The sequence below is a fragment of the Solimonas variicoloris DSM 15731 genome (genome assembly GCF_000382285.1).
Lineage (GTDB): Bacteria > Pseudomonadota > Gammaproteobacteria > Nevskiales > Nevskiaceae > Solimonas > Solimonas variicoloris.
Map to the genome: position 1 here is coordinate 263843 of NZ_KB907925.1, position 23617 is coordinate 287459.

25 protein-coding genes and 1 pseudogene are annotated in these 23617 nt (G+C 70.9%); 18 read left to right on the plus strand and 8 right to left on the minus strand.

Annotated features, from left to right (window positions below):
• Nucleotides 1-114: 114 nt before the first annotated feature.
• From H149_RS0101310 to H149_RS0101340, 7 genes are all read right to left on the minus strand, one after another.
• Nucleotides 115-870 (minus strand): SDR family oxidoreductase, encoded by a 756-nt coding sequence (locus tag H149_RS0101310; protein WP_020647917.1) that lies wholly within the window; start codon nt 868-870, stop codon nt 115-117.
• Between the two features lie 58 nt (nt 871-928).
• Nucleotides 929-1186: a hypothetical protein gene (locus H149_RS0101315; protein ID WP_020647918.1), complete on the minus strand. Its 258-nt coding sequence runs from the start codon at nt 1184-1186 to the stop codon at nt 929-931.
• 80 nt (nt 1187-1266) lie between these two features.
• Nucleotides 1267-1581, minus strand: a complete 315-nt coding sequence (ppnP, locus tag H149_RS0101320; RefSeq protein WP_020647919.1) for a pyrimidine/purine nucleoside phosphorylase — start codon at nt 1579-1581, stop codon at nt 1267-1269.
• The gene (locus H149_RS0101325) at nt 1581-1754 is read right to left on the minus strand and encodes a rubredoxin (RefSeq protein ID WP_020647920.1); all 174 of its coding nucleotides are present in this window, start codon (nt 1752-1754) and stop codon (nt 1581-1583) included. The genes ppnP and H149_RS0101325 overlap by 1 nt, the downstream gene beginning before the upstream one ends.
• 119 nt (nt 1755-1873) lie before the next feature.
• Nucleotides 1874-3040, minus strand: a complete 1167-nt coding sequence (locus H149_RS0101330; protein ID WP_020647921.1) for an alkane 1-monooxygenase — start codon at nt 3038-3040, stop codon at nt 1874-1876.
• 304 nt (nt 3041-3344) lie between these two features.
• On the minus strand, nt 3345-3521 hold the full coding sequence (locus tag H149_RS0101335; RefSeq protein WP_020647922.1) for a rubredoxin: 177 nt from the start codon (nt 3519-3521) through the stop codon (nt 3345-3347).
• Between the two features lie 19 nt (nt 3522-3540).
• Nucleotides 3541-4689: an alkane 1-monooxygenase gene (locus tag H149_RS0101340; protein WP_020647923.1), complete on the minus strand. Its 1149-nt coding sequence runs from the start codon at nt 4687-4689 to the stop codon at nt 3541-3543.
• A 281-nt stretch (nt 4690-4970) separates the two neighbouring features.
• Between H149_RS0101340 and metH the strand changes: the two genes are divergently transcribed.
• Both metH and H149_RS0101350 read left to right on the plus strand, forming a co-directional pair.
• Complete coding sequence (metH, locus tag H149_RS0101345; protein WP_020647924.1) at nt 4971-8771, plus strand: methionine synthase; 3801 nt, start codon at nt 4971-4973, stop codon at nt 8769-8771.
• Nucleotides 8772-8909: 138 nt separating this feature from the next.
• Complete coding sequence (locus H149_RS0101350) at nt 8910-9665, plus strand: hypothetical protein (protein WP_020647925.1); 756 nt, start codon at nt 8910-8912, stop codon at nt 9663-9665.
• Nucleotides 9666-9749: 84 nt separating this feature from the next.
• On the opposite strand, the gene H149_RS0101355 is transcribed toward H149_RS0101350, so the two are convergent.
• Nucleotides 9750-10232, minus strand: coding sequence for an FKBP-type peptidyl-prolyl cis-trans isomerase (locus H149_RS0101355; protein WP_020647926.1), 483 nt, complete (start codon nt 10230-10232; stop codon nt 9750-9752).
• 359 nt (nt 10233-10591) lie between these two features.
• Here H149_RS0101355 and H149_RS0101360 point away from each other — a divergent pair, with 359 nt between their 5' ends.
• The 16 genes and pseudogenes from H149_RS0101360 to hypF all read left to right on the plus strand — a co-directional run bounded on the left by H149_RS0101360 (nt 10592) and on the right by hypF (nt 23615).
• Nucleotides 10592-10867: a hypothetical protein gene (locus H149_RS0101360; protein ID WP_211213512.1), complete on the plus strand. Its 276-nt coding sequence runs from the start codon at nt 10592-10594 to the stop codon at nt 10865-10867.
• Nucleotides 10868-11168: 301 nt separating this feature from the next.
• Nucleotides 11169-12251 (plus strand): hydrogenase small subunit, encoded by a 1083-nt coding sequence (locus H149_RS0101365; RefSeq protein WP_020647928.1) that lies wholly within the window; start codon nt 11169-11171, stop codon nt 12249-12251.
• Between the two features lie 49 nt (nt 12252-12300).
• The gene (locus H149_RS0101370; protein ID WP_020647929.1) at nt 12301-14154 is read left to right on the plus strand and encodes a nickel-dependent hydrogenase large subunit; all 1854 of its coding nucleotides are present in this window, start codon (nt 12301-12303) and stop codon (nt 14152-14154) included.
• Between the two features lie 23 nt (nt 14155-14177).
• Complete coding sequence (locus tag H149_RS0101375; protein WP_020647930.1) at nt 14178-14759, plus strand: HupE/UreJ family protein; 582 nt, start codon at nt 14178-14180, stop codon at nt 14757-14759.
• Nucleotides 14760-14788: 29 nt separating this feature from the next.
• Entirely contained in the window at nt 14789-15517 is a 729-nt protein-coding gene (gene cybH, locus H149_RS0101380; RefSeq protein WP_020647931.1) for a Ni/Fe-hydrogenase, b-type cytochrome subunit, read from the plus strand.
• Between the two features lie 8 nt (nt 15518-15525).
• Nucleotides 15526-15861 carry a HigA family addiction module antitoxin gene (locus H149_RS19290; protein ID WP_020647932.1) on the plus strand — a complete coding sequence of 112 codons (336 nt, stop codon included), beginning with the start codon at nt 15526-15528 and terminating at the stop codon, nt 15859-15861.
• A gap of 20 nt (nt 15862-15881) precedes the next feature.
• Nucleotides 15882-16535: a HyaD/HybD family hydrogenase maturation endopeptidase gene (locus tag H149_RS0101390; RefSeq protein ID WP_020647933.1), complete on the plus strand. Its 654-nt coding sequence runs from the start codon at nt 15882-15884 to the stop codon at nt 16533-16535.
• Complete coding sequence (locus tag H149_RS0101395) at nt 16535-16861, plus strand: HypC/HybG/HupF family hydrogenase formation chaperone (RefSeq protein WP_020647934.1); 327 nt, start codon at nt 16535-16537, stop codon at nt 16859-16861. Before H149_RS0101390 ends, H149_RS0101395 begins: the two co-directional genes overlap by 1 nt.
• Entirely contained in the window at nt 16858-17334 is a 477-nt protein-coding gene (locus H149_RS0101400; RefSeq protein WP_020647935.1) for a thioredoxin domain-containing protein, read from the plus strand. The genes H149_RS0101395 and H149_RS0101400 overlap by 4 nt, the downstream gene beginning before the upstream one ends.
• Nucleotides 17335-17357: 23 nt before the next feature.
• On the plus strand, nt 17358-18236 hold the full coding sequence (locus tag H149_RS0101405) for a hydrogenase expression/formation protein (protein WP_020647936.1): 879 nt from the start codon (nt 17358-17360) through the stop codon (nt 18234-18236).
• Complete coding sequence (locus H149_RS0101410) at nt 18233-18466, plus strand: rubredoxin (RefSeq protein WP_020647937.1); 234 nt, start codon at nt 18233-18235, stop codon at nt 18464-18466. The genes H149_RS0101405 and H149_RS0101410 overlap by 4 nt, the downstream gene beginning before the upstream one ends.
• Entirely contained in the window at nt 18453-18947 is a 495-nt protein-coding gene (hybE, locus tag H149_RS0101415; protein WP_020647938.1) for a [NiFe]-hydrogenase assembly chaperone HybE, read from the plus strand. The genes H149_RS0101410 and hybE overlap by 14 nt, the downstream gene beginning before the upstream one ends.
• The gene (locus H149_RS0101420) at nt 18944-19993 is read left to right on the plus strand and encodes a hypothetical protein (protein WP_020647939.1); all 1050 of its coding nucleotides are present in this window, start codon (nt 18944-18946) and stop codon (nt 19991-19993) included. Before hybE ends, H149_RS0101420 begins: the two co-directional genes overlap by 4 nt.
• Nucleotides 19986-20327 (plus strand): annotated as a pseudogene (locus H149_RS0101425) (hydrogenase maturation nickel metallochaperone HypA/HybF); the annotation flags it as partial. The gene H149_RS0101420 and the pseudogene H149_RS0101425, both read left to right, overlap by 8 nt.
• 44 nt (nt 20328-20371) lie before the next feature.
• Complete coding sequence (hypB, locus tag H149_RS0101430; RefSeq protein WP_083930729.1) at nt 20372-21220, plus strand: hydrogenase nickel incorporation protein HypB; 849 nt, start codon at nt 20372-20374, stop codon at nt 21218-21220.
• 7 nt (nt 21221-21227) lie between these two features.
• Nucleotides 21228-23615 (plus strand): carbamoyltransferase HypF, encoded by a 2388-nt coding sequence (hypF, locus tag H149_RS0101435; RefSeq protein ID WP_020647942.1) that lies wholly within the window; start codon nt 21228-21230, stop codon nt 23613-23615.
• Nucleotides 23616-23617 lie beyond the last annotated feature (2 nt).

Here is a 23617-nt window from a genome sequence, read left to right on the forward strand (position 1 = left end):
CATCCGGTAGCGCCCTGCGCAAGCGGCACATCCGGATGCGCCGCGGCCGCTGTGCGGCCTCGCGATGTCGGAGCTTCCTGAGTCCGGCCGTGGCGTGATCTTGCGGCGCGGCTTTTAGAAGTGCGCGAGATAGCCGCCGTCGACGGCGAGCGTCTGGCCGGTGATGTACGAGGCCGCCGGCGACGCCAGGAACACGACGGCGCCGGCGATCTCCGGCGGCTCGCCCCAGCGGCCGAGCGAGGTGCGCTGCGCCAGCCAGTCGCCGATCTCGCGGTCGGCGACCATCTCCGCGTTCGCTTCGGTCGCGAAGTAGCCCGGCGCGACGGCGTTGACGGTGATGCCCCGCGCGCCGAGCTCGGCGGCCAGCGCCCGCGTCAGCGTGTCGAGTCCGCCCTTGGCGGCCGTGTACGCGGGGTCGCCGGCGCGCGCGATCGGCCCGGCGATCGAGGTGATGTTGATGATGCGGCCGCCGCCGGTCAGGTGCCGGGCCGCGGCGCGCGCCAGCTGGAACGGCGCCACCAGATCGACTTCGAGCACGTGACGCAGCGCGCCGACGTCGAGTTCGGCGAGGCGGCGGCGGTCGCGCACGCTGGCATTGTTGACGAGGATGTCGAAGCGGCCGTGTGCGTCGGCGATCGCCTGCAGCGCCGCGTCGAAGGCATCCGGCGCGTCCAGCGCGAAGACGGCGGCGCTGGCGCGGCCGCCGCGCGCGACGATGGTGTCGACGACCGGCTTCACGCCAGCGGCGTCGCGGCCATGCACGTGCACGTGCGCGCCAGCCGCGGCGAGCGCCAGGGCGATTTCACGGCCGAGGCCGCGCGTGGCACCGGTGACGAGCGCAACGCGGGCGTTCAGCGAGAAGTCGGGCATCGGCAGGGGGCGGGAGGTCGATGCCGCATCGTACACGCTGCTGACGCGCGCGCCGCCTTCAGGAACGCGGCGATTCGCCGGCCGGCGCCTGGGCCTCGCCGGACGCGCCGCCCGCGAGCACCGGGCTGCGCTGGATCTTCAGCGTGTGGCGCGCCGCGACGAGGTTGGCGAACGCGGCGCCGATCCGCTCCGTCGGCGCCTCGCGGCTGATCGGCGTGCCATAGAGGATGGGCCGCCCGCGAGCACCGGCTTGAGCCGCGCGGCGGTCGGACCGATGCCGACCGCGGCCGACCAGTAGCGCACGCGCGGCTGCCACAGCCCCCAATGGCGAGCGAGTCGCCAGCGCCAGCGGCCGCCGGCGCTCACCGCGGGCCTTGCGGCCCGCGGCTGCGGCGCCTAGCCGAAGTGGCAGACGTAGTGCAGGGTTTCGAGCGTTTCAATGTCGAACGAGGAGTTGCCGGGCGCGTCGAAGGACTGGCCGCCCTGGTACTCCGTCCAGCCGCTGGCGCCGGCCAGCTTCACGCGGCAGCGGCCTTCGAGCAGTTCCATGCGCTCGGGCGCGCCGGTGCCGAAGGTCAGCGTCGACGGCAGGATCACGCCGACCGACTTGCGCGTGCCGTCGGCGAGCACGACGGTGTGGCTCACGCACTTGCCGTCGAAGTACACATTGGCCTTCTTGACGACGGCGACGTTGTCGAACTGGGCGGTCATCAGTCGATTTCCACCATTTCGAAATCGGCCTTGGACGCGCCGCAGTCCGGGCAGGTCCAGGTATCCGGCACGTCGGCCCAGCGCGTGCCCGGCGGGATGCCGTCGTTCGGCGCTCCCAGCTCTTCGTCGTACACGTAGTCGCAAATCACGCAACGCCACTTCTTGAACGGCATAACTCTCTCGTTTCTTCCGGATCGGACCGGACCGGGTGGACACAAAAAAGGCGGCGCATCTTAGCCGATGCGCCGCCTTCGACGATGGCTCGCGCGGCGTCGCGCGGGGAATGCCTGGATCAACCCGCCGCGGCGCTGCGGCTGTACCGGGCGAGCACCGCGTCGCGCAGCGACGGCTTGATGTTCGCCAGGCGCATGTCGCCACGGTAATGGGCGACGACCCTGGGGTTCATGATTTTAAACCACAGCGGCGGCAGGTAAGCCAGCACGACCATCGACGCGTAACCGGACGGCAGCTGCGGCGCTTCCTCGAAATGGCGCAGCGCCTGGTACGAGCGCGTCGGATTGGCGTGATGGTCCGAGTGCCGCTGCAGGTGATACAGGAACACGTTGGTGACGACGTGATTGCTGTTCCAGGAATGCTCCGGCCGGCAACGTTCGTAGCTGCCGTCGGCGCGCTTCTGGCGCTTCAGGCCGTAGTGCTCCAGATAATTGACGACCTCCAGCAGCGAAGCGCCGTAAAACGCCTGAATCAGCAGGAACGGCAGCACGATCCAGCCGAGCCAGGCGGTCAGCGCGCCGAAGAACACGATGGTGATGGCCCAGGCCTGCAGGTTCTCGTTGCGGATCGACCAGACGCTGCGGTTCTTGCGCGCCAGGCGCTTGCGTTCGAGCTCCCAGGCCGACTTCAGGCTGCCGATCATGGTGCGCGGCAGGAAGGCGTAGAAGCTCTCGCCGAAACGTGAGCTGGCCGGGTCCTCCGGCGTCGCCACGCGCACGTGATGGCCGCGGTTGTGCTCGACGAAGAAGTGGCCGTAGGCGACCGGGCCGAGCGCGAGCTTGGCGAGCCAGCGTTCGAGCTTGTCGGTCTTGTGGCCGAGCTCGTGCGCGGTGTTGATCGACACGCCGGTGACCATGCCGATCGTGATCGTCAGGCCGACGAGGTTGTACCAGGCCAGATCGCCGTGGGCGACGGTCCAGGCGCCCCAGACCACGGCGACGTATTCGGTGAGCACGGCCAGATACACGGCGAAGCGGTAGTAACGATCGCGCTCCAGGGTCGGCACGATCTCGTCGGGCGGATTGTTGGTGTCGGTGCCGACCAGCCAGTCGGCGATCGGGATGACGCCGTAGACGAACAGCGGGCCCAGCCACCACCAGACGGCCCAGCCGGTCGCTTCGTAGAGCAGGCCGCCGAGGACCGGCACCAGCATGATCGCCGCGCCGAACAGCCACAGATAACGCTTGCTGTCGCGCCAGGCCGGCGCCAGGGTTGCCGTGCTCATCGTCTCTCTCCTCCGTGCCGAATTGACCACTCGTTCAGGCGGAAATTATCCGACCGTTCAATTGCCGTCAAACGGCGACCGCGCGGGATTCGGCGAGGCCGGGAAAAAGAAAGGGCCAGACCGTAGTCTGGCCCTCAGTAACCCGGAAAGGTTGGGGAAATCCGGGTTGGGGGAAGGGATGGCGGCGCCGGGGCGACCGCTGTGATTCCACCTTAAGGCCGGCGCCGGTCGGCCGGCGCCCGGGCGGGACGCGAGGCCCAATCGGCCGGACGAACGGCGCGGCGATGCTGGCCAGCCCTGCCGCTCAGGCCGCCGGCGCCACTTCCACCATCTGGAACTCGGCTTTCGGCGCGCCGCAGTCGGGACACGACCAGGTCTCCGGCACGTCCTCCCAGCGGGTGCCGGGGGCGATGCCTTCGTCCGGCATGCCCAGGGCTTCGTCGTATTCGAAATCGCAGATCACACAGCGCCATTTGCGCATGTTCGTCTCCAGGTCAGGTTCAGACGGCGCCTTGCAGCGGCAGTCGCGCGCGCAAGCTCGGCTTGACGTTGGCCAGGCTCAGGTTGCCGTCGTAATGCGCGCGGACCTTCGGGTTCATCACGGCGAACCACAGCGGCGGGCAGTAAGCGAGCAGGATCATGCCGGCGTAGCCGTTCGGCAGCTGCGGGCTGCCGTCGAAATGGCGCAGGGCCTCGTAGCCGCGCAGCGGGTTGGCGTGATGGTCCGAATGCCGCTCCAGGCCGTACAGGAACACGTTGCTGAACACGTGGTTGCTGTTCCAGGAGTGCGTCGGCTGGCAGCGCTCGTAGCGGCCGCCCGGCAGCTTCTGCCGGCACAGTCCGTAGTGCTCCAGGTAATTGACGACTTCGAGCAGGCTGAAGCCGTAGACCGCCTGGATCAGCAGGAAGGGCAGCGCCTTCCAGCCGAAGGCGAGGACCAGCGCGGTGAACAGGACCGGCGTCATTGCCCAGGCGTTGAGCACGTCGTTGCGCCAGCTCCAGAATGACAGGCCGCGCCGTGCCATGCGCCCCTTTTCGATGGCGATGGCCGAGCGGATGCCGCCGGCGATGGTGCGCGGCAGGAAGGCGTAGAACGACTCGCCGTAGCGCGACGAGGCCGGGTCCTCCGGCGTCGCCACGCGCACGTGATGGCCGCGATTGTGCTCGGAGTAGAAGTGGCCGTAGCCGGTCGGTGCCAGCGCGATCTTGGCGAGCCACTGCTCGAAGGGATCGGTCTTGTGCCCCAGCTCATGGGCGATCGCGATGGCGATGCCGGTCGCCATACCGACCGAGATCGCCAGGCCCAGATATTCCCACCACGCCAGCGACTGCGTGGCGGCCGTCCATGCGCCCCAGATCAGGCTCGCGTATTCGAACGGCACGGCCGCGTAGACGGCCCAGCGGTAGTAGCGATCCTTTTCCAGCGCCGGAACCACGGCGTCCGGCGGATTGTTGCGGTCCTCGCCGACCAGCGCGTCGAGCAGGGGCACGCCGAGGTAGATGAACAACGGCGTGAACCACCAGAACAGCGACAGGCCGGTGCGCTCGGCCAGCACTCCGCCGATCATCGGCAGGGCCATGGCGGCGATGCCCAGCAGCCAGAGGTAACGCTTGCCGTCGCGCCAGGCGCCGGGAAGTAACTTGCTCATCACTCGATCTCCAGGTTCCTCGCAAGGAGCGGCCTGAATTGACCGCTCGTTCAATTATAATTATCCGATCGTTCAATTCAGGTCAAGCGGCTCTGGTCAAGTGGCCGGCACGCCGCATCCGCATCCGCGTCCGCGCCCGCCGCGACGCGACGCGCCCGATCCGCGGCCACCGGCGCGCGTCCGGGCGGTCGTGACCGACGGCGTCGGCCGGCCGCGAAGATCATCCGCTTATCCGCATGTAGAGATATACTCCGCGGCTTCCACCTTGCCGCACGACTGCCATGGCCTCGCTTCCCTCCGCCCAGAAGCTTCTCGACGCGCTGCAGCGCCGCATCCTCGTGCTCGACGGGGCGATGGGCACGATGATCCAGACCTACAAGCTCGGCGAGGCGGAGTACCGCGGCGCGCGCTTCGCCGACTGGCCGCGCGATCTGAAAGGCAACAACGACCTGCTGGTACTGACGCAGCCGGACATCATTCGCGCGATCCACGGCGAGTACCTCGCCGCCGGCGCCGACATCATCGAAACCAACACCTTCAACGCGCAGAAGATCTCGCTCGCGGACTACGGTATGGAGCCGCTCGCCTACGAGATGAACCTCGCCGCGGCCAGGCTCGCGCGCGAAGCGGCGGATGCGGCCTCGACGCCGGAGCGGCCGCGCTTCGTCGCCGGCGCGCTGGGGCCCACCAACCGCACGGCCAGCATCTCGCCCGACGTCAACGATCCGGGCAAGCGCAACGTCAGCTACGCGGAGCTGGTCGACGCCTATCTGGAGCAGGCGCGCGGCCTCGTCGACGGCGGCGTCGACCTGCTGCTGATCGAAACGATCTTCGACACGCTCAACGCCAAGGCGGCGATCTTCGCCTGCGAGACGCTGTTCGAGACGCGCGGCCTGCGCCTGCCGGTGATCATCTCCGGCACGATCACCGATGCCTCGGGCCGCACCCTGTCCGGTCAGGTCGTCGAGGCCTTCTGGAACTCGGTGCGCCACGCCCGGCCGCTGGCGATCGGACTCAACTGCGCGCTCGGCGGCCGCGACATGCGTCCGTACATCGCCGAGCTGTCGACGCTCGCCGACACGTTCATCTCCTGCTACCCGAACGCCGGGCTGCCGAACGCTTTCGGCGAGTACGACGAGCGTCCCGAGGACACCGCCTCGGTCGTCGGCGAGTTCGCGCGCGCCGGCCTCGTCAACATCGTCGGCGGCTGCTGCGGCACGACGCCGCCGCACATCGCCGCGCTCGCCAGGGCCGTCGCCGGTCTCGCGCCGCGCGCGCCCGCGCCGGTCGAGCGCGTCGCCCGCCTCGCCGGGCTGGAGCCGTTGAACCTCACGCGCGCCATCAACTTCTGCAACGTCGGCGAACGTACCAACGTTACCGGCTCGGCCAAGTTCCGCGATCTCATCAAGGCCGGCGACTACGCCGCCGGCCTGGCGATCGCGCGCCAGCAGGTCGAGGCCGGCGCGCAGGTCATCGACGTCAACATGGACGAGGGCATGCTCGACGGCGTCGCCGCGATGCGCACCTTCCTCAACCTGATCGCGTCCGAACCCGACATCTCGCGCGTGCCGATCATGATCGACTCCTCGAAGTGGGAGGTGATCGAGGCCGGCCTGCAGTGCGTGCAGGGCAAGCCGATCGTCAACTCGATCTCGATGAAGGAAGGCGAGGCCAAGTTCATCGAGCAGGCGCGCCTGTGCCGCAAGTACGGCGCCGCCGCGGTGGTGATGGCCTTCGACGAGCAGGGCCAGGCCGACACGCTCGAACGCCGCCAGCAGATCTGCGCGCGCGCCTACAAAATCCTCGTCGACGAGGTCGGCTTTCCGGCCGAGGACATCATCTTCGACCCGAACATCTTCGCGGTCGCGACCGGCATCGAAGCGCACAACCGCTACGGCCTCGACTTCATCGAGGCAACACGCTGGATCAAGGAAAACCTGCCGTACGCGAAAGTCTCCGGCGGCGTGTCGAACGTGTCGTTCTCGTTCCGCGGCAACAACTTCGTGCGCGAGGCGATCCACTCGGTGTTCCTGTTCCATGCGATCCGTGCCGGCATGGACATGGGCATCGTCAACGCCGGCGTGCTGCCGGTCTACGAGGACATCGACGCCGAACTGCGCACGCGCATCGAGGACGTGATCCTCGCCCGCCGCGACGATGCGACCGAGCGCCTGATCGAGATCGCCGAGCGCTTCCGCGGCAACGGTGCCGAGAAGAAGGCCGGCGACGGTGCGGACGGCGAGGCCTGGCGCAGCCTGCCGGCGCGCGAGCGCATCACGCACGCGCTCGTCAAGGGCATCGACGCTTTCGTCGAAGCGGACGTCGAGGAGCTGCGCGCGCAGCTGGCCGCCGGCGGCCAGCGGCCGATCGAGGTGATCGAAGGCCCGCTGATGGAAGGCATGAACGTGGTCGGCGATCTGTTCGGCGCCGGCAAGATGTTCCTGCCGCAGGTGGTGAAGTCCGCGCGCGTGATGAAGAAGGCGGTCGCCTACCTGATTCCGTTCATCGAGGCGGAGAAGCAGCCCGGCGACGTGCAGCAGGCCAAGGGCAAGATCGTCATGGCGACCGTCAAGGGCGACGTCCACGACATCGGCAAGAACATCGTCGGCGTCGTGCTCCAGTGCAACAACTACGAGGTCGTCGATCTCGGCGTGATGGTGCCGCCGCAGAAGATCCTCGACGCGGCGCGCGAACACCGCGCCGACATCATCGGCCTGTCGGGTCTCATCACGCCCTCGCTCGACGAGATGGTGACGCTCGCCAGGGAGATGGAGCGCCAGGGCTTCGACGTGCCACTTCTGATCGGCGGCGCGACGACCTCGCGCGCGCACACGGCGGTGAAGATCGATCCCGCGTATCACGGCCCGGTCGTGTGGGTGAAGGATGCCTCGCGGTCGGTGCCGGTCGCCGCGGCGCTGCTGTCGGCGCAGCAGAAGCCGCGGCTCGTCGAGGAACTGCAGCGCGATTACGCGCAGATCCGCGAGCGCCATGCCAGCAAGGACCGACAGGAGAAGTTCGTGCCGCTCGCCGACGCGCGCGACAACCGCACGCCGGTCGACTGGAACGGCTATCACCCGCCGCGCCCGCGCCTGCTGCTGCAGCAGGCCATGGACGTCTGCCAGGGCACGGCTTGCGACCACCGTCATCACGCTGCGACGCAGTTCGTGAAGACCTTCCGCGACTACCCGCTCGACGAGTTGCGCGACTACATCGACTGGCAGCCGTTCTTCATCACCTGGGAGCTGAAGGGCCGCTTCCCGGACCTGCTGAACAATCCTGCGACCGCGGACGCCGCGCGCAAGCTGTGGGACGACGCGCAGGCGATGCTGCAGAAGATCGTCGACGAGAAGTGGCTGACCGCGAACGGCGTCATCGGCCTGTTTCCGGCGCTGCGCGTGGCCGAGGACGACGTCGCCGTCTACAGCGACGAGAGCTACACGCACGAGATCGCGCGGCTGCACAATCTGCGCCAGCAAAGCGAGCATCGCCCGGGCGTGCCGCATCGCTGCCTCGCCGATTACGTCGCGCCGCGCGAGAGCGGCCTGCACGACTATGTCGGCGGCTTCGCCGTCACCGCCGGGCTCGGCTGCGCCGAGCGCGTCGCCGCCTTCCGCGCCGCCAATGACGACTACAGCGCGATCCTGCTCGAAGCCCTCGCCGACCGCCTGGCCGAAGCCTTCGCCGAGCGCCTGCACCAGCGCGTGCGCAAGGAGTTCTGGGGCTACGCGGCGGACGAAGCGCTCGACAACGCGGCGCTGATCGCCGAGCAGTACATCGGCACCTCGGGCGGCATTCGTCCGGCGCCGGGCTATCCGGCCTGCCCCGAGCACACCGAGAAGCAGACGCTGTGGCAGCTGCTCGACGTCGAGAAGAACGCCGGCATCGCCCTGACCGAGAGCATGGCGATGTGGCCGGGCGCCGCGGTGTCCGGCTGGTACTACTCGCACCCGTCCGCGCAGTACTTCGTCGTCGGCCGTATCGCCAAGGATCAGGTCGCCGACTACGCACGCCGCAAGGGCTGGACGCTGGCCGAGGCCGAGAAGTGGCTGGCGCCAAACCTCGGGTACGAGCCGGAGGATTGAGCGCGGCGTTTCGATCGGGCGCCTGCTAGCGGCTCTGTGCCCGGTCATGGCCGTCCGCTATGCTCGCGGCCGGAATCGTCGTGGCCGATCAGGCGCGGCGCGGGATCGGCAGCAGGCGCAGTCGCTGGAGGCGCGCAGATGGCGGGACAGCAGGGCTCACCGAACCAACCGCCGGAGTGGTGGACGCGCTGGCGGCCGCTGCGCTGGCTGATCGCGCTCGCCGTGCTCGGCCTCGCCGCGCTGGGCCTGCGCTGGTGGTGGCCGCAACCGGCGCCGCCACCGCCAGCGCTGCCGGCGTCCGCTCCTGCCGCGCCGTCGGCGCCGGCAGCGCCGTCGCCGGACGATCTGGTCGTCGAGGAATCGATCACCGCCGCCGACGTGCGGGCCGCGTATACGGCGATCGTGCCGGAGGCGCGCCGCGTGAATTTCTTCGCGCCGTTCCGCAGCTATCAGGGCACCGACGAGGTGCATCGCCTGCTCGAGGCAGCCGGCTATCAGCCGCAGCAGACGTCGCGGCACGCCAAGGTGCCGGAAGGCCTGCCGCCGAGCGACCTCGACATCGTGGAGGTTTACGACTATCGGCATCTCGACCAGCCCGGCAAGCTGGAGCTGCAGTTTTTCAACGACCGCCTGTATCAGGCCGAGTTCGAACCCAAGGACGCCGATGCCTACCGGCCGCTGTTCCGTGCCAAGTGGCCGCAGCTGGGCCACGAGAAGGGCGGCCGCTCCGAGTACGTCGCCGGCCCGCTGCGTATCGCCAGCAGCCTCGATCTGTCGACCAGCGAAGTCGGCCAGGCGCTGCGCACGCGGCCGTTCGTGCTGTTCCAGGACACGCGTCTGATCCGCCAGCGTGACGACTGGGATTCCCAGTTCGCCAAGCAGATCGTGCCCTGAGCGCAGGGTGCAGGCAGAAACGAAAACGGGCGCCAGCGGCGCCCGTTTTGCTTGATGCGGCGGACCAACGCCGCGCGGCTCGGCTCAGTGGTGATGACCGCCGGCGCCGTGCACGTGGCCGTGCGACATCTCCTCGGCGCTCGCGGCGCGGACTTCCGTCACCTCGACGTCGAAGTTGAGGTTCTCGCCGGCCAGCGGGTGATTGCCGTCGACCGTCACCATGTCGCCGGCGACGCGCGTGACGGTCACCCGCATCGGGCCGTTGGCGCCCTGGGCATGGAAGCTCATGCCCGGCTGGATGTCGCTGACGCCCTGGAACGCGCGACGCGGCACCTGCTGCACGAGCGCGTCGTTGTGTTCGCCGTAGCCTTCGGCCGGGCTGACCTTGACGTTGAGCTTGTCGCCGGCCTTCTTGCCGGCCAGCGCCTTCTCGAGGCCGGGGATGATGTTGCCGGCCCCGTGCAGATAGGCGAGCGGTTCGCTGCCCTGCGAGCTGTCGAGCACTTCGCCCTTGTCGTTGGTAAGCGTGTAGTGAATGTAGGCGACGCGCTGGTCTGCGATTTCCATGAGTCGGTCACGGCTGCGATTGAACGGACGGGCATGGTAACAGATGGGGGTCTGAACCCCGGCCGAACGTCGCCGCGCCGGTGCCGAGGGGCCGGACCGGGGCCCGGCGGAGACGCTTGCCGGCCGACGGCCGGTCTTGCCGAGTCCAGGCCTCCTGGTCAAAGATTTTGCCGTTGGGGGTGCGCATCGCCCGTCGCGAGCGACGGGCCGCTGCAAGGAATGCAGTCGCCGGAGTCGGATGCAGACACGGGCCGGGTCGGAGCGCAAAGGACCATAGAGTCCGTCACAGGGACGTGAATCGGGGGTCGGGGATGGCCACATACGCGCATCGCGGCGACATCGCCGCGGGGATGTCCGTCATGCTGATGCTCAGCATCCTGCTGAGCTGGCTGCCGGGGTTCGGGACGCTGATCGCCGGCGTCGTCGGCGGCAAGGTCACGAGCGGGGTCGGCGCCGCGCTGCTGGCGGCGCTGCTGCCGGGCCTGCTGGTCGGCGTGCTGCTGTTCTTCCTCGCCACGCTGCTGGCCGGCTTGCCGCTGATCGGCATCGTCGCCGGCATGGGCGCGCTGACGCTGGTCGTCATGCAGGTCGGCGCCCTGCTGCTCGGGGCCCTGATCGGCGGCTTGCTGGCCTGAGTCCGGGCCCTCGGCCGCGCGCCGGCGGCCGCTGGAAACTTATCGCTCACTTGCGTTGCGGAACTGGAAATCCGCTTTCCAGTCGCCGTCGGCCGTGGCTGCGCGCGGCGCTCGGCAGGGGCCAGATGTTTAATTATAAGCCATTGAAATAAATTGAAATAATTAAAAGCCTCCAGGCCCGTCAGGAAGCGGTACGCATCTTGCCCCCAAGCGCTGTCAGGAGATGGCCGGCGCTCGCGCGTTCTGTTGCAGCGATCAGTCGGCTGCCACCCGCACCACAAATACGGATAAGGGGCTGGTCGTGGAAACGTTCTACGAAGTCATGCGGCGCCAGGGCATCACGCGGCGCAGCTTCCTCAAGTTTTGTTCGCTGACGGCGACCTCGCTGGGCCTGGGGCCGGCCTTCGTGCCGCAGATCGCCCATGCGATGGAGACCAAGCCGCGCACGCCGGTGCTGTGGCTGCACGGCCTCGAATGCACCTGCTGCTCGGAGTCGTTCATCCGCTCGGCGCATCCGCTGGCCAAGGACGCGGTGCTGTCGATGATCTCGCTCGACTACGACGACACGCTGATGGCCGCCGCCGGCCATCAGGCCGAGGCGATCCTCGACGAGGTGATGACCAAGTACAAGGGCAACTACATCCTCGCCGTCGAGGGCAATCCGCCGCTCAACCAGGACGGCATGAGCTGCATCATCGGCGGCCGGCCGTTCGTCGAGCAGCTCAAGCACGTCGCCACCGACGCCAAGGCCATCATCTCCTGGGGCAGCTGCGCGAGCTGGGGCTGCGTGCAGGCGGCGCGTCCGAATCCGACGCGGGCGACGCCGGTGCACGAGGTCATCCACGACAAGCCGATCATCAAGGTGCCGGGCTGTCCGCCGATCGCCGAGGTGATGACCGGCGTTATCACCTACATGCTGACCTTCGACCGCATTCCCGAACTGGACCGTCAGGGCCGGCCGAAGATGTTCTACAGCCAGCGCATCCACGACAAGTGCTACCGCCGGCCGCACTTCGATGCCGGCCAGTTCGTCGAGCACTTCGACGATGAGTACGCGCGCCGCGGCTACTGCCTCTACAAGGTCGGCTGCAAGGGCCCGACGACGTACAACGCCTGCTCGACGACGCGCTGGAACGAGGGCACCAGCTTCCCGATCCAGTCCGGTCACGGCTGCATCGGCTGTTCCGAGGACGGCTTCTGGGACAAGGGCTCGTTCTACGACCGCCTGACCAACATCCACCAGTTCGGCGTCGAGGCCAATGCCGATACGGTCGGCGCGACCGCCGCCGGCGTCGTCGGGGCCGCCGTCGTCGCGCATGCGGCAGCCTCCGCGCTCAAGCGCGCGGCCGACCGCCGCGACGAGCGTTCGCACGAATCGACCTGAGCCCGCGCGGCCGCGCTGACCGCGGCCGCCATCGCACAACGGAATCGCCATGAGCTACGAAACCCAGGGCTTCAAACTCGACAACAGCGGCCGGCGCATCGTCGTCGATCCGGTGACCCGCATCGAAGGCCACATGCGCTGCGAGGTCAACGTCGACGAGCACAACGTCATCCGCAACGCGGTCTCCACCGGCACGATGTGGCGCGGCCTCGAGGTCATCCTCAAGGGTCGCGACCCTCGCGACGCCTGGGCCTTCGTCGAGCGCATCTGCGGCGTCTGCACCGGCTGCCACGCGCTGACCAGCGTGCGCGCCGTCGAGGACGCGCTCGGCATTCGCATTCCGAAGAACGCGCACCTGATCCGCGAGATCATGGCCAAGACCCTGCAGGTGCACGATCACGCGGTGCACTTCTACCACCTGCACGCGCTCGACTGGGTCGACGTGGTCTCGGCGCTGAAGGCTGATCCGAAGAAGACCAGCGAGTTGCAGCAGCTGGTGTCGCCGAGCCATCCGCTGTCCTCGCCCGGCTATTTCCGCGACATCCAGAACCGCCTGAAGAAATTCGTCGAATCCGGTCAGCTCGGGCCGTTCATGAACGGCTACTGGGGTAGCAAGGCCTACGTGCTGCCGCCGGAAGCCAATCTGATGGCGGTCACGCATTACCTCGAGGCGCTCGACCTGCAGAAGGAGTGGGTGAAGATCCACACCATCTTCGGCGGCAAGAATCCGCATCCGAACTATCTGGTCGGCGGCGTGCCCTGTGCGATCAACCTCGACGGCGATCTCGCCGCCGGCGCGCCGGTCAACATGGAGCGCCTGAACTTCGTCAAGGCGCGCATCGACGAGATCATCGAGTTCAACAAGAACGTCTACATCCCGGACGTACTGGCGATCGGCACGCTGTACAAGCAGGCCGGCTGGCTGTACGGCGGCGGCCTGTCGGCGACCAATGTCATCGACTACGGCGAGTACCCGAAGGTCAACTACGACAAGAGCACCGACCAGCTGCCGGGCGGCGCGATCCTGAACGGCAACTGGAACGAGATCCATCCGGTCGACCCGCGCGATCCCGAGCAGGTGCAGGAATTCGTCGCGCACTCCTGGTACCAGTACGCCGACGAGACGCGCGGCCTGCATCCCTGGGACGGCGTCACCGAACCGCACTACGAGCTCGGCCCGAAGACCGCCGGTACACGGACGAAGATCGAGCAGATCGACGAATCGGCGAAGTATTCGTGGATCAAGTCGCCGCGCTGGCGCGGTCACGCGATGGAGGTCGGCCCGCTGGCGCGCTACATCCTCGCCTACGCGCATGCCAGCCAGGGCAACACGTACGCGCAGCGCCCGAAGGAGCAGATCGAGACCTCGGCCGAGGCGATCAACCACGCGATCCCGAAGGCGCTCGGCCTGCCGGAGACCGACTACACGCTGCAGCAGCTGCTGCCGACGACGATCGGCCGCACGCTGGCGCGCGCGCTCGAAGGCCAGTACTGCGGCGAGATGATGCTCGCCGACTGGCACGAGCTGATCGACAACATCAAGGCCGGCGACCGCGCCACCGCCAACGTCGAGAAATGGGACCCGGCGACCTGGCCGAAGGAAGCCAAGGGCGTCGGCACCGTCGCCGCGCCGCGCGGCGCGCTCGGCCACTGGATCCGCATCAAGGACGGCCGCATCGAGAACTACCAGTGCGTGGTGCCGACGACCTGGAACGGCGGCCCGCGCGACGTCAAAGGCCAGATCGGCGCCTTCGAGGCGAGCCTGATGAACACGCCGATGGTCGATCCGGAGCAACCGGTCGAGATCCTGCGCACGCTGCACTCCTTCGATCCCTGCCTCGCCTGCTCGACGCACGTGATGGGGCCGCAGGGTGAGGAGCTGACGCAGGTGCGCGTGCGCTGAACGCCGTCGAGGAGAAAATACCCATGAAACCGATCAAGATCGCCCGCCTCGCCGCCGCCGCGCTCGGCCTCATCGCGCTGCCCGCGCTCGCCCATCCCGGTCACGAGCTTTCCGGCTGGGGCGCCGGCCTGCTGCATCCGCTGTCCGGCGTTGACCATCTGCTGGTGATGCTGGCCGTCGGCCTCTGGTCGGCGCTGGCGCTGCCGGCGGCGCGCGCCGCGTTCGGGCCGCTGGCCTTCATCGGCGGCCTGCTCGGCGGCGCCGTGCTGGCGACACAGGGTCTGGCGCTGCCGATGATCGAGCCGGGCATTGCGCTGAGCGTGATCGCGCTCGGCCTGCTGCTCGCCACCGCAGCGCGCGCGCCGGCCGGCGCCGGGCTCGCTGTGATCGCCGTCTGCGGCGTGCTGCACGGCTATGCGCACGGCGCCGAGGCGCCGCTCGCCGCCGGCTTCTCCCGCTATGTCGCCGGCTTCGTGCTGATGTCGGCGCTGCTGCACGCGGCCGGCTGGGGCCTCGCCGCCAGCCTGCGCGGCGGGCAGCAGGTCCTGCGTCGCGTCGCCGCCGCCGTGCTCGGCGCCAGCGGCCTCGCGCTGCTGTTCGGCTAAGTGCCACCGTCCCCGACGAGGAGAACGCCATGACGCCCGCCTCCACCGTTGCTGCCGACGCCACCGGCGTCGACGAAGCCGCCGTCAGCCATGCGCCGGCGGTCCGCTCCGTCTACGTCTACGAAGCGCCAGTGCGCATCTGGCACTGGATCAACGCACTGGCGATCGTCGTGCTGTGCGTGACCGGCTATTTCATCGGCTCGCCCTTGCCGACGATGCCGGGCGAGGCCAGTGCGCACTTCCTGATGGGCTACATCCGCTTCGCGCACTTCGCGTCCGGCTACGTGCTCGCGGTCGGCCTGGTCGGGCGCCTCTACTGGGCCTTCGTCGGCAACCATCACGCGCGCGAGCTGTTCACGCTGCCGGTGTTCTCGGCTGCGTACTGGCGCGAGGTGCTGAGCATGCTCAAGTGGTACGGCTTCATCTCGAAGCGGCCGAACCGCTACGTCGGCCACAACCCGCTGGCGCGCGCGGCGATGTTCTCGATGTACTTCCTCGGCACCCTGTTCATGATCGTCACCGGCTTCGCGATGTACGGCGAGGGCGCGCAGGCCGGCTCGTGGGCGAACCGCCTGTTCGGCTGGGTGATTCCGCTGTTCGGGCAGTCGCAGGACGTGCATACCTGGCACCACCTCGGCATGTGGGCGATGGTCTGCTTCATCATGCTGCACGTCTATGCGGCGATTCGCGAAGACATCATGGGCCGCCAGAGCATCGTCAGCACGATGATCTCGGGCTACCGCACCTTCAAGGACTGAGCGCGGCGATGCGCGTCGCGCGTCCGCCTGCTCCGCCGCTGCGTACGCCGCCGGGCGTGCCGCTGCGCGCGCGCCTGCATCCGGGCCGCTTCCTCGACAAGTACTACCTGGCGCCGTTGCACCTGACGCAGAGCGAGGCGGCGCGCCGCCTCGGCATCTCGCGGCGCCGTCTGCACGAGATCGTGCAGGGCCGGCGCGGGGTCTCGGCCGATACCGCGATCCGCTTCGCGCTCGCGTTCGGCAGCAGCGCCGCGTTCTGGCTCGCGCTGCAGGCCGAGCACGACAGCTATCTCGCCTGGCGCACGCGGCCGTCGGCCGCCGCGCCGTCCCCCGCCGCCCGCTGAAGTCCCACGGAGTTTTCGCGATGGATGCCTGCACCCCCGAGCCGCCCTGCCACCGTTCCGGTGACAACGCCGTGATCGTTCTCGGCATCGGCAATCTGCTGTGGGCCGACGAGGGCTTCGGCGTGCGCTGCGTCGAGCGCCTGCAGCGCGACTGGGAGCTGCCCGGCGTCGCGCTGGTCGACGGCGGCACGCAGGGCCTTTATCTGATCCAGCACGTGCAGGCCGCCGAACGCCTGCTGATCTTCGACGCGGTCGATTACGGACTCGCTCCCGGCACGCTGCACGAGGTGCGCGACGACGAGGTGCCGCAATACCTCGGCGCGAAGAAGATGAGCCTGCACCAGACCGGCTTCGCCGACGTGCTGGCGCTGGCGCGCCTGACCGGCCGCTATCCGCGTTCGGTGGTGCTGATCGGCTGCCAGCCCGAAGAGCTGGAGGATTACGGCGGCAGCCTGCGCGCGAGCGTGCGCACCGTGCTGCCGCAGGCGGTCGCCCGCGGGCTCGACATCCTGCGCGGCTGGGGCGTGGCCGCCGCGCCGCGCACGCGGGCGCTGGACAGCGCCGAGGCGGTGACGCTGCCGCATCTGGCGATCGAGCGCTACGAGGCCGAACGGCCGTCGGCCGACGATGCCTGCCGCGTCGGCGACGCGCGCTTCTTCCCGGAGCGCTCCTGATGTGCGTCGGCCTGCCGATGCAGGTGCGTGCCGCCGACGCCGCCTGGGCCGAGGTCGAAGGCCGCGGCGAGTGGCGGCGCGTGCGCACGGCGCTGGTCGGCGCGGTCGCCGCCGGCGACTGGCTGCTCGTGCATCTGGACTCCGCGGTCGAGCGCCTGACGGCGGCGCGCGCCGCCGAGATCGACGCCGCGCTCGACCTGCTGCAGGCGGCGCTCGGCGGCGTGCTGCCGTCCGGCGACGCCGGTTTCGAACTGCCTTCGGCGCAGAGCGCCGCCGCGCTGGCCCGGCTGACCGGCCAGTCCCCTGCGTCCGGTGACGAACGATGAATGCCGAACCGATTCCGCTGTCCGCGCTGCCGCGCCCGACGGTGCCGCCGCTGATCGAGCGCCTGCTCGAACATCCGGCCGCGCAGCCGGTGTCCGAAGCCGGCCTCGACGACTTTCTCGCGCAGCCCGGCGAAGCGGTGCTGTTCCTGTGGGCGCAGCCGGCGCGCTATCCGGAGGTGCTCGACGTCGCCGTCGTGCTGCCCGAGCTGGTCGCGCAGTTCGCGCGCGAGGGCACGGCGCTGCGCATCGGCGTCGTCGATGAGGCGTCCGAACGCGCGCTCGGCCTGCGCTACGGCATGACGCGGCGGCCGGCGCTGATCTTCCTGCGCGACGGCGCCTACGTCGCCACCCTGCACGGCATGCAGGACTGGCAGGTCTACGTCGAGCGCATTCGCGAGATTCTGGCCAGCGCGCCGTCACGGCCGCCGTCGCCCGGCATCGCCGTCGCCGGGCCGTCCGGCGCCTGCCACTGATCGCTACCCGCACCGAGTCCGCCATGGCCGACATCAAGCCCGCCAGCAAACCGTTCCCGATTCCGATCCGCGTGATCGGCCCCGGCAGTCAGGTCGAGGACGACACGCTCGACTACATGGTCATGCCGCGCGGCATGAGTACCTGGCAGGCGCCGTCGCTGCCGGAGCCGGAGGCGGTCGCCGCGCTCGGCGACGCGCGCGCCTGCCTGCACCGCGTCGCCGCCGCGCTCGGCGCCGTGCTCGACGATGCGCGGCACCGCACCCTGCTGGTGCCGGTCGCCGGCCTCGATGCCGCCAACCGCGCGCTGCTGCATCAGGTGCTCGGCGAGGGCGAGGTCGCCGTGCGCATCGATGCCGACGGCCGCGCGCTGCGCGTGCAGGAGTCGGTGTACGCCGGCGTCTGGCGCGTGCTCGGCGACGGCGTCGACGCGATCGAAGTCGGCCTCGCGCCGAACGTGCTGCTCGACACGGCGCCGGCCGCGGCCGCGGCGGTCGAGGCGCTGGCGGCGCCGGACGCCGCGCTGCCGGCCGAGGTCATGAACGCGCCGGCGATCCTCGCCGAACTCGCCGAACATCTGCGTCGCTGGACGCCGGGGCGCGCCGCGCAGGTCATCAATCTCACGCTGCTGCCGCTGTCGCCGGGCGATCTCGACTATCTCGGCGAGCGCCTCGGCAGCGGCGGCACGACGATCCTTTCGCGCGGCTACGGCAACTGCCGCGTCACGCGCACCGCGCTGGCGCCGTGCTGGCAGGTCGTCTACTACAACTCGCAGGATCAGGTGATCCTCAACACGCTCGAAGTCGGCGGCGTGCCGGACGTGGTCTGCGCCGCGGTCGAGGACCTGCACGATTCGCGCGAGCGGCTGGTCGAGGCGCTGCACTGGCTGGAGGGTGCGGCGTGAGCGCCGCGCCGCGCTTCGAGGGCAGCTATCTCGGCGACCGCGCGCGCCTGCCGGACGACGCGCGCCTCGAATGCAAGATCTGCTGGTGGGTCTACGACCCGGCCGAGGGCGATCCGGTCTGGCAGATCGCGCCGGGCACGCCGTTCGCGCAGCTGCCCGCGCACTGGCGCTGCCCGCGCTGCGACGGCGACGCCGAGCAGTTCATGGTGCTCGACGATGACCGTGCCTGAGCACGCCGCGCCGCACGCGCCGGCGCAGCTGTGCGCCGCGTTCGAGGCGATCGGCCGCGAACGCATGGCCGGGCTCGGCCTCGCGCATCCGGCGCTCGCCGTCGAGGCGGTCGGTTTCGCGCGCGCCGCCGGTCCGGCCGACGGCGAGAGCGGCTGGTTCGGCGTGCTGCTGACGCCGTGGTGCATGAACCTGGTCTGGTGGCCGGATCGCGCCGAGGCCGTCGCCGCGCCCGGCGCGACGCGCACGCACGTCTACGCCGGCGAGCGCTACCGCTTCATCGGCGCGCACGAGGCGGCGCTCGGCGCGTTCGAGACCTGCTCGCTGTTCTCGCCGATGGACGAATTCCGCACCCAGGCCGAAGCGCGCGCGCTGGCGCTGGCCGTGCTCGCGCAGCTGCGGCGTACGTCCGACGCGCCGGCGCAGCCGTCGCGGCGCGCGCTGCTGACCGGCCGGCGCGCGATCGGTCCGGAGCCGGCATGAGCGCGGTGTCGATCGCCGAAGGTTCGCTGGTGCTGCGCCCCGGCCGGCTGCGCGACGCGATCGGCGCGCGCCCGGCGTTCGATCTGCAGGGCCTGCTGGCCGGCCGCGCGGCCGAGGCCGCCGGCCAGTTGCTGCCGGCGCTGTTCTCGTTATGCGGCGGCGCGCACCGGCTCGCGGCGCAGCTCGCGCTCGCCGCGGCGCGCGGCACGACCGCCGAGGCGGCGCCGGCGCTGCGCCACGCGCTCGACCGCCAGACGCTCGCCGAACATCTGCGCCGGCTATGGATCGACTGGCCGCGCCGGCTCGGTGCCGGCCCCGGCGCCGCCGCGTCGCTGGCTGCGCTCGCCGCGTCGCCGGCGCTGCGCGCCGACGGCGACGCCGCCGCGATCCGCGCCTGGCTGGCCGCCCAGGTCTACGGCCAGCCGGGCGCCGACTGGCTCGCCGCCTGGCAGGCGCGCGACGACCGTGCGCTCGACCGCTGGCTCGCCGCCGCGGCGACGCTGCCGGCCGTGCTGCTGCGGCCGCAGGCGGCGCGCGCGCGGCGGTGGCTGCGTGACGCCGATCCGCCGCTGCCGGCGCCGACCGGCCCTGGCGGCACGGTTGCCGCCGCCGCGGCGCCGCACGAGACCGGCAGCTGGACGCGCGCCGGCCTGCCGCCGCCGCGCCACGCGCTCGACCGGCTGACCGCGCGTCTGGCCGAGATCGCACGGCTGGCGCCGGTGCGCGACGACGCGCCGCTGCTCGCCGCCGCCGGCGTCGCGCTCGGCGCCGGGCACGGCCTCGGCTGGTGCGAGATGGCGCGCGGCCTGCTCGTGCACGAACTGCATCTCGACGCCAGCGGCGCGCGCATCGCCCGCTATCGCGTGCTGGCGCCGACCGAATGGAACTTTCATCCGCGCGGCGTCGCCGCCCGCGCCCTCGCCGCGCTGCCGGCGGCCGCTGCCGAAACCCCCGCGGTCTGTGCGCTGCTCGCCGCCGCCCTCGATCCCTGCGTGGAGTACCGTGTCGACACGCAGGCCACCGTGGAGGCGGACGCGCATGCATGAAGTCAGTCTGGCCGGCGGCGTGATCCGCCTCGTCGAGGACGCGCTGGCGCGCGAGCCGCGCGTGCGCGTCAAACGCGTGGTGCTGGCGGTCGGCGCGCTGGCCGGCGTCGAAGTGCGCGCGCTGCGCTTCGCGCTCGACGCGCTGGCGCCCGGCAGCGTGCTCGCCGGCGCCGCGATCGAGCTCGACGAAGTGGCCGGCCAGGCCTGGTGCCTGAACTGCGCCGCGAATGTTCCCATCCACTCGCGCCTCGACGACTGCCCGCAATGCGGCGGTCGCTGGCTGCAGCCGAACGGCGGCACCGAGCTGTCGGTGCGCGAGCTGATCGTCGAAGACCTGCCGGACGCGCCGGACGCGTCCGCCCACCAGGAGCCCGCGTCATGTGCGTCGTCTGCGGCTGTCACCAGCGTCCATTGAGCCCGGCCGGTGCGGCGCCGCCGGCGGCGCTCGACGGACTGTCGTTCGTCGCCGAGGCGCCGGCGGCCGTCGTCGCCGCACCGGCCGCCGCGCCGCGCGATCTGCACTACGGGCGCAATCCGGCCGGCGTCTCGGTGCCGGGGCTCGATGCCGAGCGCGCGATCCATCTGGAAACGCGCGTGCTCGCCGCCAACGACCGTGTCGCCGCCGCCAACCGGCAAGCCTTCGCGCAGCGCGGCGTGCTGTGCCTGAATCTGGTGTCGAGCCCCGGCTCGGGCAAGACCACGCTGCTGGTCGAAACGATCCGCCGCCTGCAGGCCGACGGCCGCCTGCGCGCGGCGGTGATCGAGGGCGACCAGCAGACCACGAACGACGCCGACCGCATTCGCGCCACCGGCGCGCCGGCCGTGCAGGTCAATACCGGCAAGGGCTGCCATCTCGATGCCGAGATGATCGCCGAAGCGTGGCGCGGACTCGAAGGCGGCGCGCCGCAACTGCTGTTCGTCGAGAACGTCGGCAACCTCGTCTGCCCGGCGATGTGGGATCTCGGCGAGGCGGCCAAGGTCGCGATCCTGTCGGTGACCGAAGGCGAGGACAAGCCGCTGAAGTACCCGGACATGTTCGCCGCGGCGCAGCTGATGCTGCTCAACAAGTGCGATCTGCTGCCGCATCTGCGCTTCGACGTCGCCGCGGCGCTGGCCGCCGCGCGTCGCGTCAATCCGGACATCGAGATCATCGAGCTGTCGGCGTTCGGCGGCGAGGGCTTCGAGCGCTGGCTGCAGTGGCTCGCGGCGCGGCAGGCGGCGGTCTGAAGCGCACATGACGCCGGCTCCCGCCCCGCCGCTGCGCGCCGTGCCCGAGCTGGCGCGCTGGCGCCTGCATCTCGAAGGCAGCGTGCAGGGCGTCGGCTTTCGCCCACACTGCCTGCGCGAGGCGCGCGCGCTCGGCCTCAGCGGCTGGGTGCGCAACGGCGCCGACGGCCTGTGGCTGGAAGCGCAGGGGCCGCGTGCGCAGCTCGACGCGCTGCTGGCGAGGCTGCGCGACGCGCCGCCGCCGCTGGCGCGCGTCGACCGCCTGAGCTGCGAGGCGCTGCCGCCGCGCGCCGACGAGACCGGCTTTCGCATCGACGACAGCGACGCGCGCGCGGCGCTGACGACCGGCCTGCCGGCCGACGCCGCGGTCTGCGCGGACTGCCTGCGCGAGCTGTTCGATCCGGCCGATCGCCGCTACCGCTATCCGTTCATCAACTGCACGCAGTGCGGGCCGCGCTACACGCTGGTCCGCGCGCTGCCGTACGACCGTCCGGCGACGAGCATGGCGGCGTTCGCGCTGTGTCCGGCCTGTCGCCGCGAGTACGACGAGCCGGCCGACCGCCGCCATCACGCGCAGCCGAACGCCTGTCCGGCCTGCGGGCCGCGGCTAGCCTGGCACGACGCCGACGGCCTGCGCGTGGCGAGCGCTGATCCGCTCGCCGCCGCGGTCGCCGCGCTGCGCGCCGGCGCGGTCGTCGCCGTGCGCGGCGTCGGCGGCTTCCATCTGGTCTGCGACGCGCAGCGCACCGACACCGTCGCGCGCCTGCGTGCCGCCAAGCAGCGGCCCGGCAAGCCGTTCGCGGTGCTGGCGCTCAATGCAACGAGCCTGCGCCGCTGGCTGACGATCGACGCCGGGGCCGCCGCGCTGCTCGAAAGCCCGGCGCGGCCGATCGTGCTGCTGCCGCGCCGCGCCGACGTCGCCGCCGACGCGCTCGACGCCGCGCTGGCGCCGGCGCTCGGCGAATGGGGTGCGATGCTGCCGGCGCATCCGCTGCACTGGCTGCTGCTGCACGAATGGCTCGGCCGCCCGGCCGGCGACGGCTGGCGTGATGCCGCCTGCGACGCGCTGTTCGTCGTCACCAGCGCCAACCCGGCCGGCGAGCCGCTGGTCACCGGCAACGACGAGGCTTTCGCGCAGCTGCGCGGCCTCGCCGACGCCTATCTCGTGCACGACCGCGAGATCGTCGCGCGCTGCGACGACAGCGTGCGCCGTCCGCTCGGCGTCGATGCGCAGGGTCGCCTGCACGCGCCGTTCGTGCGCCGCGCGCGCGGCTACGTGCCGGACCCGATCGTGCTGCACGGCGTGCCGGCCGACGCGCCGCCGGTGCTCGCCTGCGGCGGCTGGCTGAAGAACGCGATCTGCGTGACGCGCGGCAACGAGGCGTTCCTGTCGCCGCATATCGGCGATCTCGACACGCGCGCCGCCTGCGCCGCGCTCGACGAGATGGTGACGCGCCTCACCGGCTTCCTCGGCGTGCGCCCGCGGGCGGTCGCGCACGACCGCCATCCGGATTTCTACAGCACGCGCGCCGCCGCCGCGCTCGCCGCCCGCTGGCGGGTGCCGGCGTTCGCCGTCCAGCATCACGCCGCGCATCTCGCCGCGGTGCGCGCCGAGCACGCGCTCGACGGTGCGCTCGACGGCCTGATCCTCGACGGCAGCGGCCTCGGCGACGACGGCACGATCTGGGGCGGCGAGTGGCTGCGCCTCGGCGCCGACGGCACCTGCACGCGGCGCGGTCATCTGCCGGCGCTGACGATGGCCGGCGGCGACGCCGCGGCGCGCGAGCCGTGGCGGATGGCGGCCGCGGTGCTGCACGGGCTCGGGCGCGGCGACGAGATCGCGCGCCGCTACGCCGCGCAGCCGGCGGCGCCGGCCGTCGCGCGCCTGCTCGGGCGCGGCCTGTACGGCGTGCCGAGCAGCAGCGCCGGCCGCGCGTTCGACGCCGCCGCGGCGCTGCTCGGCATCGCCGAGCGCAACGCGCACGAGGCCGACGCGGCGATGCGTCTCGAAGCCTGCGCGGCGCGTGCGCGCGCCGCCGGCGTCGCGCCGCGCCCGCTGCCGGCCGGCGCCGGCTTCGATGTCTTGTGGACGCGTCTGCTCGACACCGATCGCGACGATGCCGACGCGGTCGCGCGCGCCGCGCTCGATTTTCACGACGGCCTCGCCGCGCTGGCGCTGGCCCCGCTGCTCGCGTCGCGCCCGGCGGCCGTCGCGCTCGGCGGCGGCTGTCTCATCAACCGCCTGCTGCGCGACGCGCTGCTGGCGCGCCTGCGCGCGGCCTGCATCGCCGCGTGCGAGGCGATGCAGGCGCCGCCCGGCGACGGCGGTCTGGCGCTCGGCCAGGCCTGGATCGCCAGCCGGCGCCTCGCCGCGTCGTCCATCGAGGAGAACTGAAG

Bases quoted from the DNA above. Each gene is read 5' to 3' on its own strand.
- H149_RS0101310 (WP_020647917.1), bottom strand. From the start codon at position 870: ATGCCCGACTTCTCGCTGAACGCCCGCGTTGCGCTCGTCACCGGTGCC.
- ppnP (WP_020647919.1), bottom strand. From the start codon at position 1,581: ATGACCGCCCAGTTCGACAACGTCGCCGTCGTCAAGAAGGCCAATGTG.
- H149_RS0101325 (WP_020647920.1), bottom strand. From the start codon at position 1,754: ATGCCGTTCAAGAAGTGGCGTTGCGTGATTTGCGACTACGTGTACGAC.
- H149_RS0101330 (WP_020647921.1), bottom strand. From the start codon at position 3,040: ATGAGCACGGCAACCCTGGCGCCGGCCTGGCGCGACAGCAAGCGTTAT.
- H149_RS0101335 (WP_020647922.1), bottom strand. From the start codon at position 3,521: ATGCGCAAATGGCGCTGTGTGATCTGCGATTTCGAATACGACGAAGCC.
- H149_RS0101340 (WP_020647923.1), bottom strand. From the start codon at position 4,689: ATGAGCAAGTTACTTCCCGGCGCCTGGCGCGACGGCAAGCGTTACCTC.
- metH (WP_020647924.1), top strand. From the start codon at position 4,971: ATGGCCTCGCTTCCCTCCGCCCAGAAGCTTCTCGACGCGCTGCAGCGC.
- H149_RS0101350 (WP_020647925.1), top strand. From the start codon at position 8,910: ATGGCGGGACAGCAGGGCTCACCGAACCAACCGCCGGAGTGGTGGACG.
- H149_RS0101355 (WP_020647926.1), bottom strand. From the start codon at position 10,232: ATGGAAATCGCAGACCAGCGCGTCGCCTACATTCACTACACGCTTACC.
- H149_RS0101360 (WP_211213512.1), top strand. From the start codon at position 10,592: ATGCTGATGCTCAGCATCCTGCTGAGCTGGCTGCCGGGGTTCGGGACG.
- H149_RS0101370 (WP_020647929.1), top strand. From the start codon at position 12,301: ATGAGCTACGAAACCCAGGGCTTCAAACTCGACAACAGCGGCCGGCGC.
- H149_RS0101375 (WP_020647930.1), top strand. From the start codon at position 14,178: ATGAAACCGATCAAGATCGCCCGCCTCGCCGCCGCCGCGCTCGGCCTC.
- cybH (WP_020647931.1), top strand. From the start codon at position 14,789: ATGACGCCCGCCTCCACCGTTGCTGCCGACGCCACCGGCGTCGACGAA.
- H149_RS19290 (WP_020647932.1), top strand. From the start codon at position 15,526: ATGCGCGTCGCGCGTCCGCCTGCTCCGCCGCTGCGTACGCCGCCGGGC.
- H149_RS0101390 (WP_020647933.1), top strand. From the start codon at position 15,882: ATGGATGCCTGCACCCCCGAGCCGCCCTGCCACCGTTCCGGTGACAAC.
- H149_RS0101395 (WP_020647934.1), top strand. From the start codon at position 16,535: ATGTGCGTCGGCCTGCCGATGCAGGTGCGTGCCGCCGACGCCGCCTGG.
- H149_RS0101400 (WP_020647935.1), top strand. From the start codon at position 16,858: ATGAATGCCGAACCGATTCCGCTGTCCGCGCTGCCGCGCCCGACGGTG.
- H149_RS0101405 (WP_020647936.1), top strand. From the start codon at position 17,358: ATGGCCGACATCAAGCCCGCCAGCAAACCGTTCCCGATTCCGATCCGC.
- hybE (WP_020647938.1), top strand. From the start codon at position 18,453: ATGACCGTGCCTGAGCACGCCGCGCCGCACGCGCCGGCGCAGCTGTGC.
- H149_RS0101420 (WP_020647939.1), top strand. From the start codon at position 18,944: ATGAGCGCGGTGTCGATCGCCGAAGGTTCGCTGGTGCTGCGCCCCGGC.
- hypB (WP_083930729.1), top strand. From the start codon at position 20,372: ATGTGCGTCGTCTGCGGCTGTCACCAGCGTCCATTGAGCCCGGCCGGT.
- hypF (WP_020647942.1), top strand. From the start codon at position 21,228: ATGACGCCGGCTCCCGCCCCGCCGCTGCGCGCCGTGCCCGAGCTGGCG.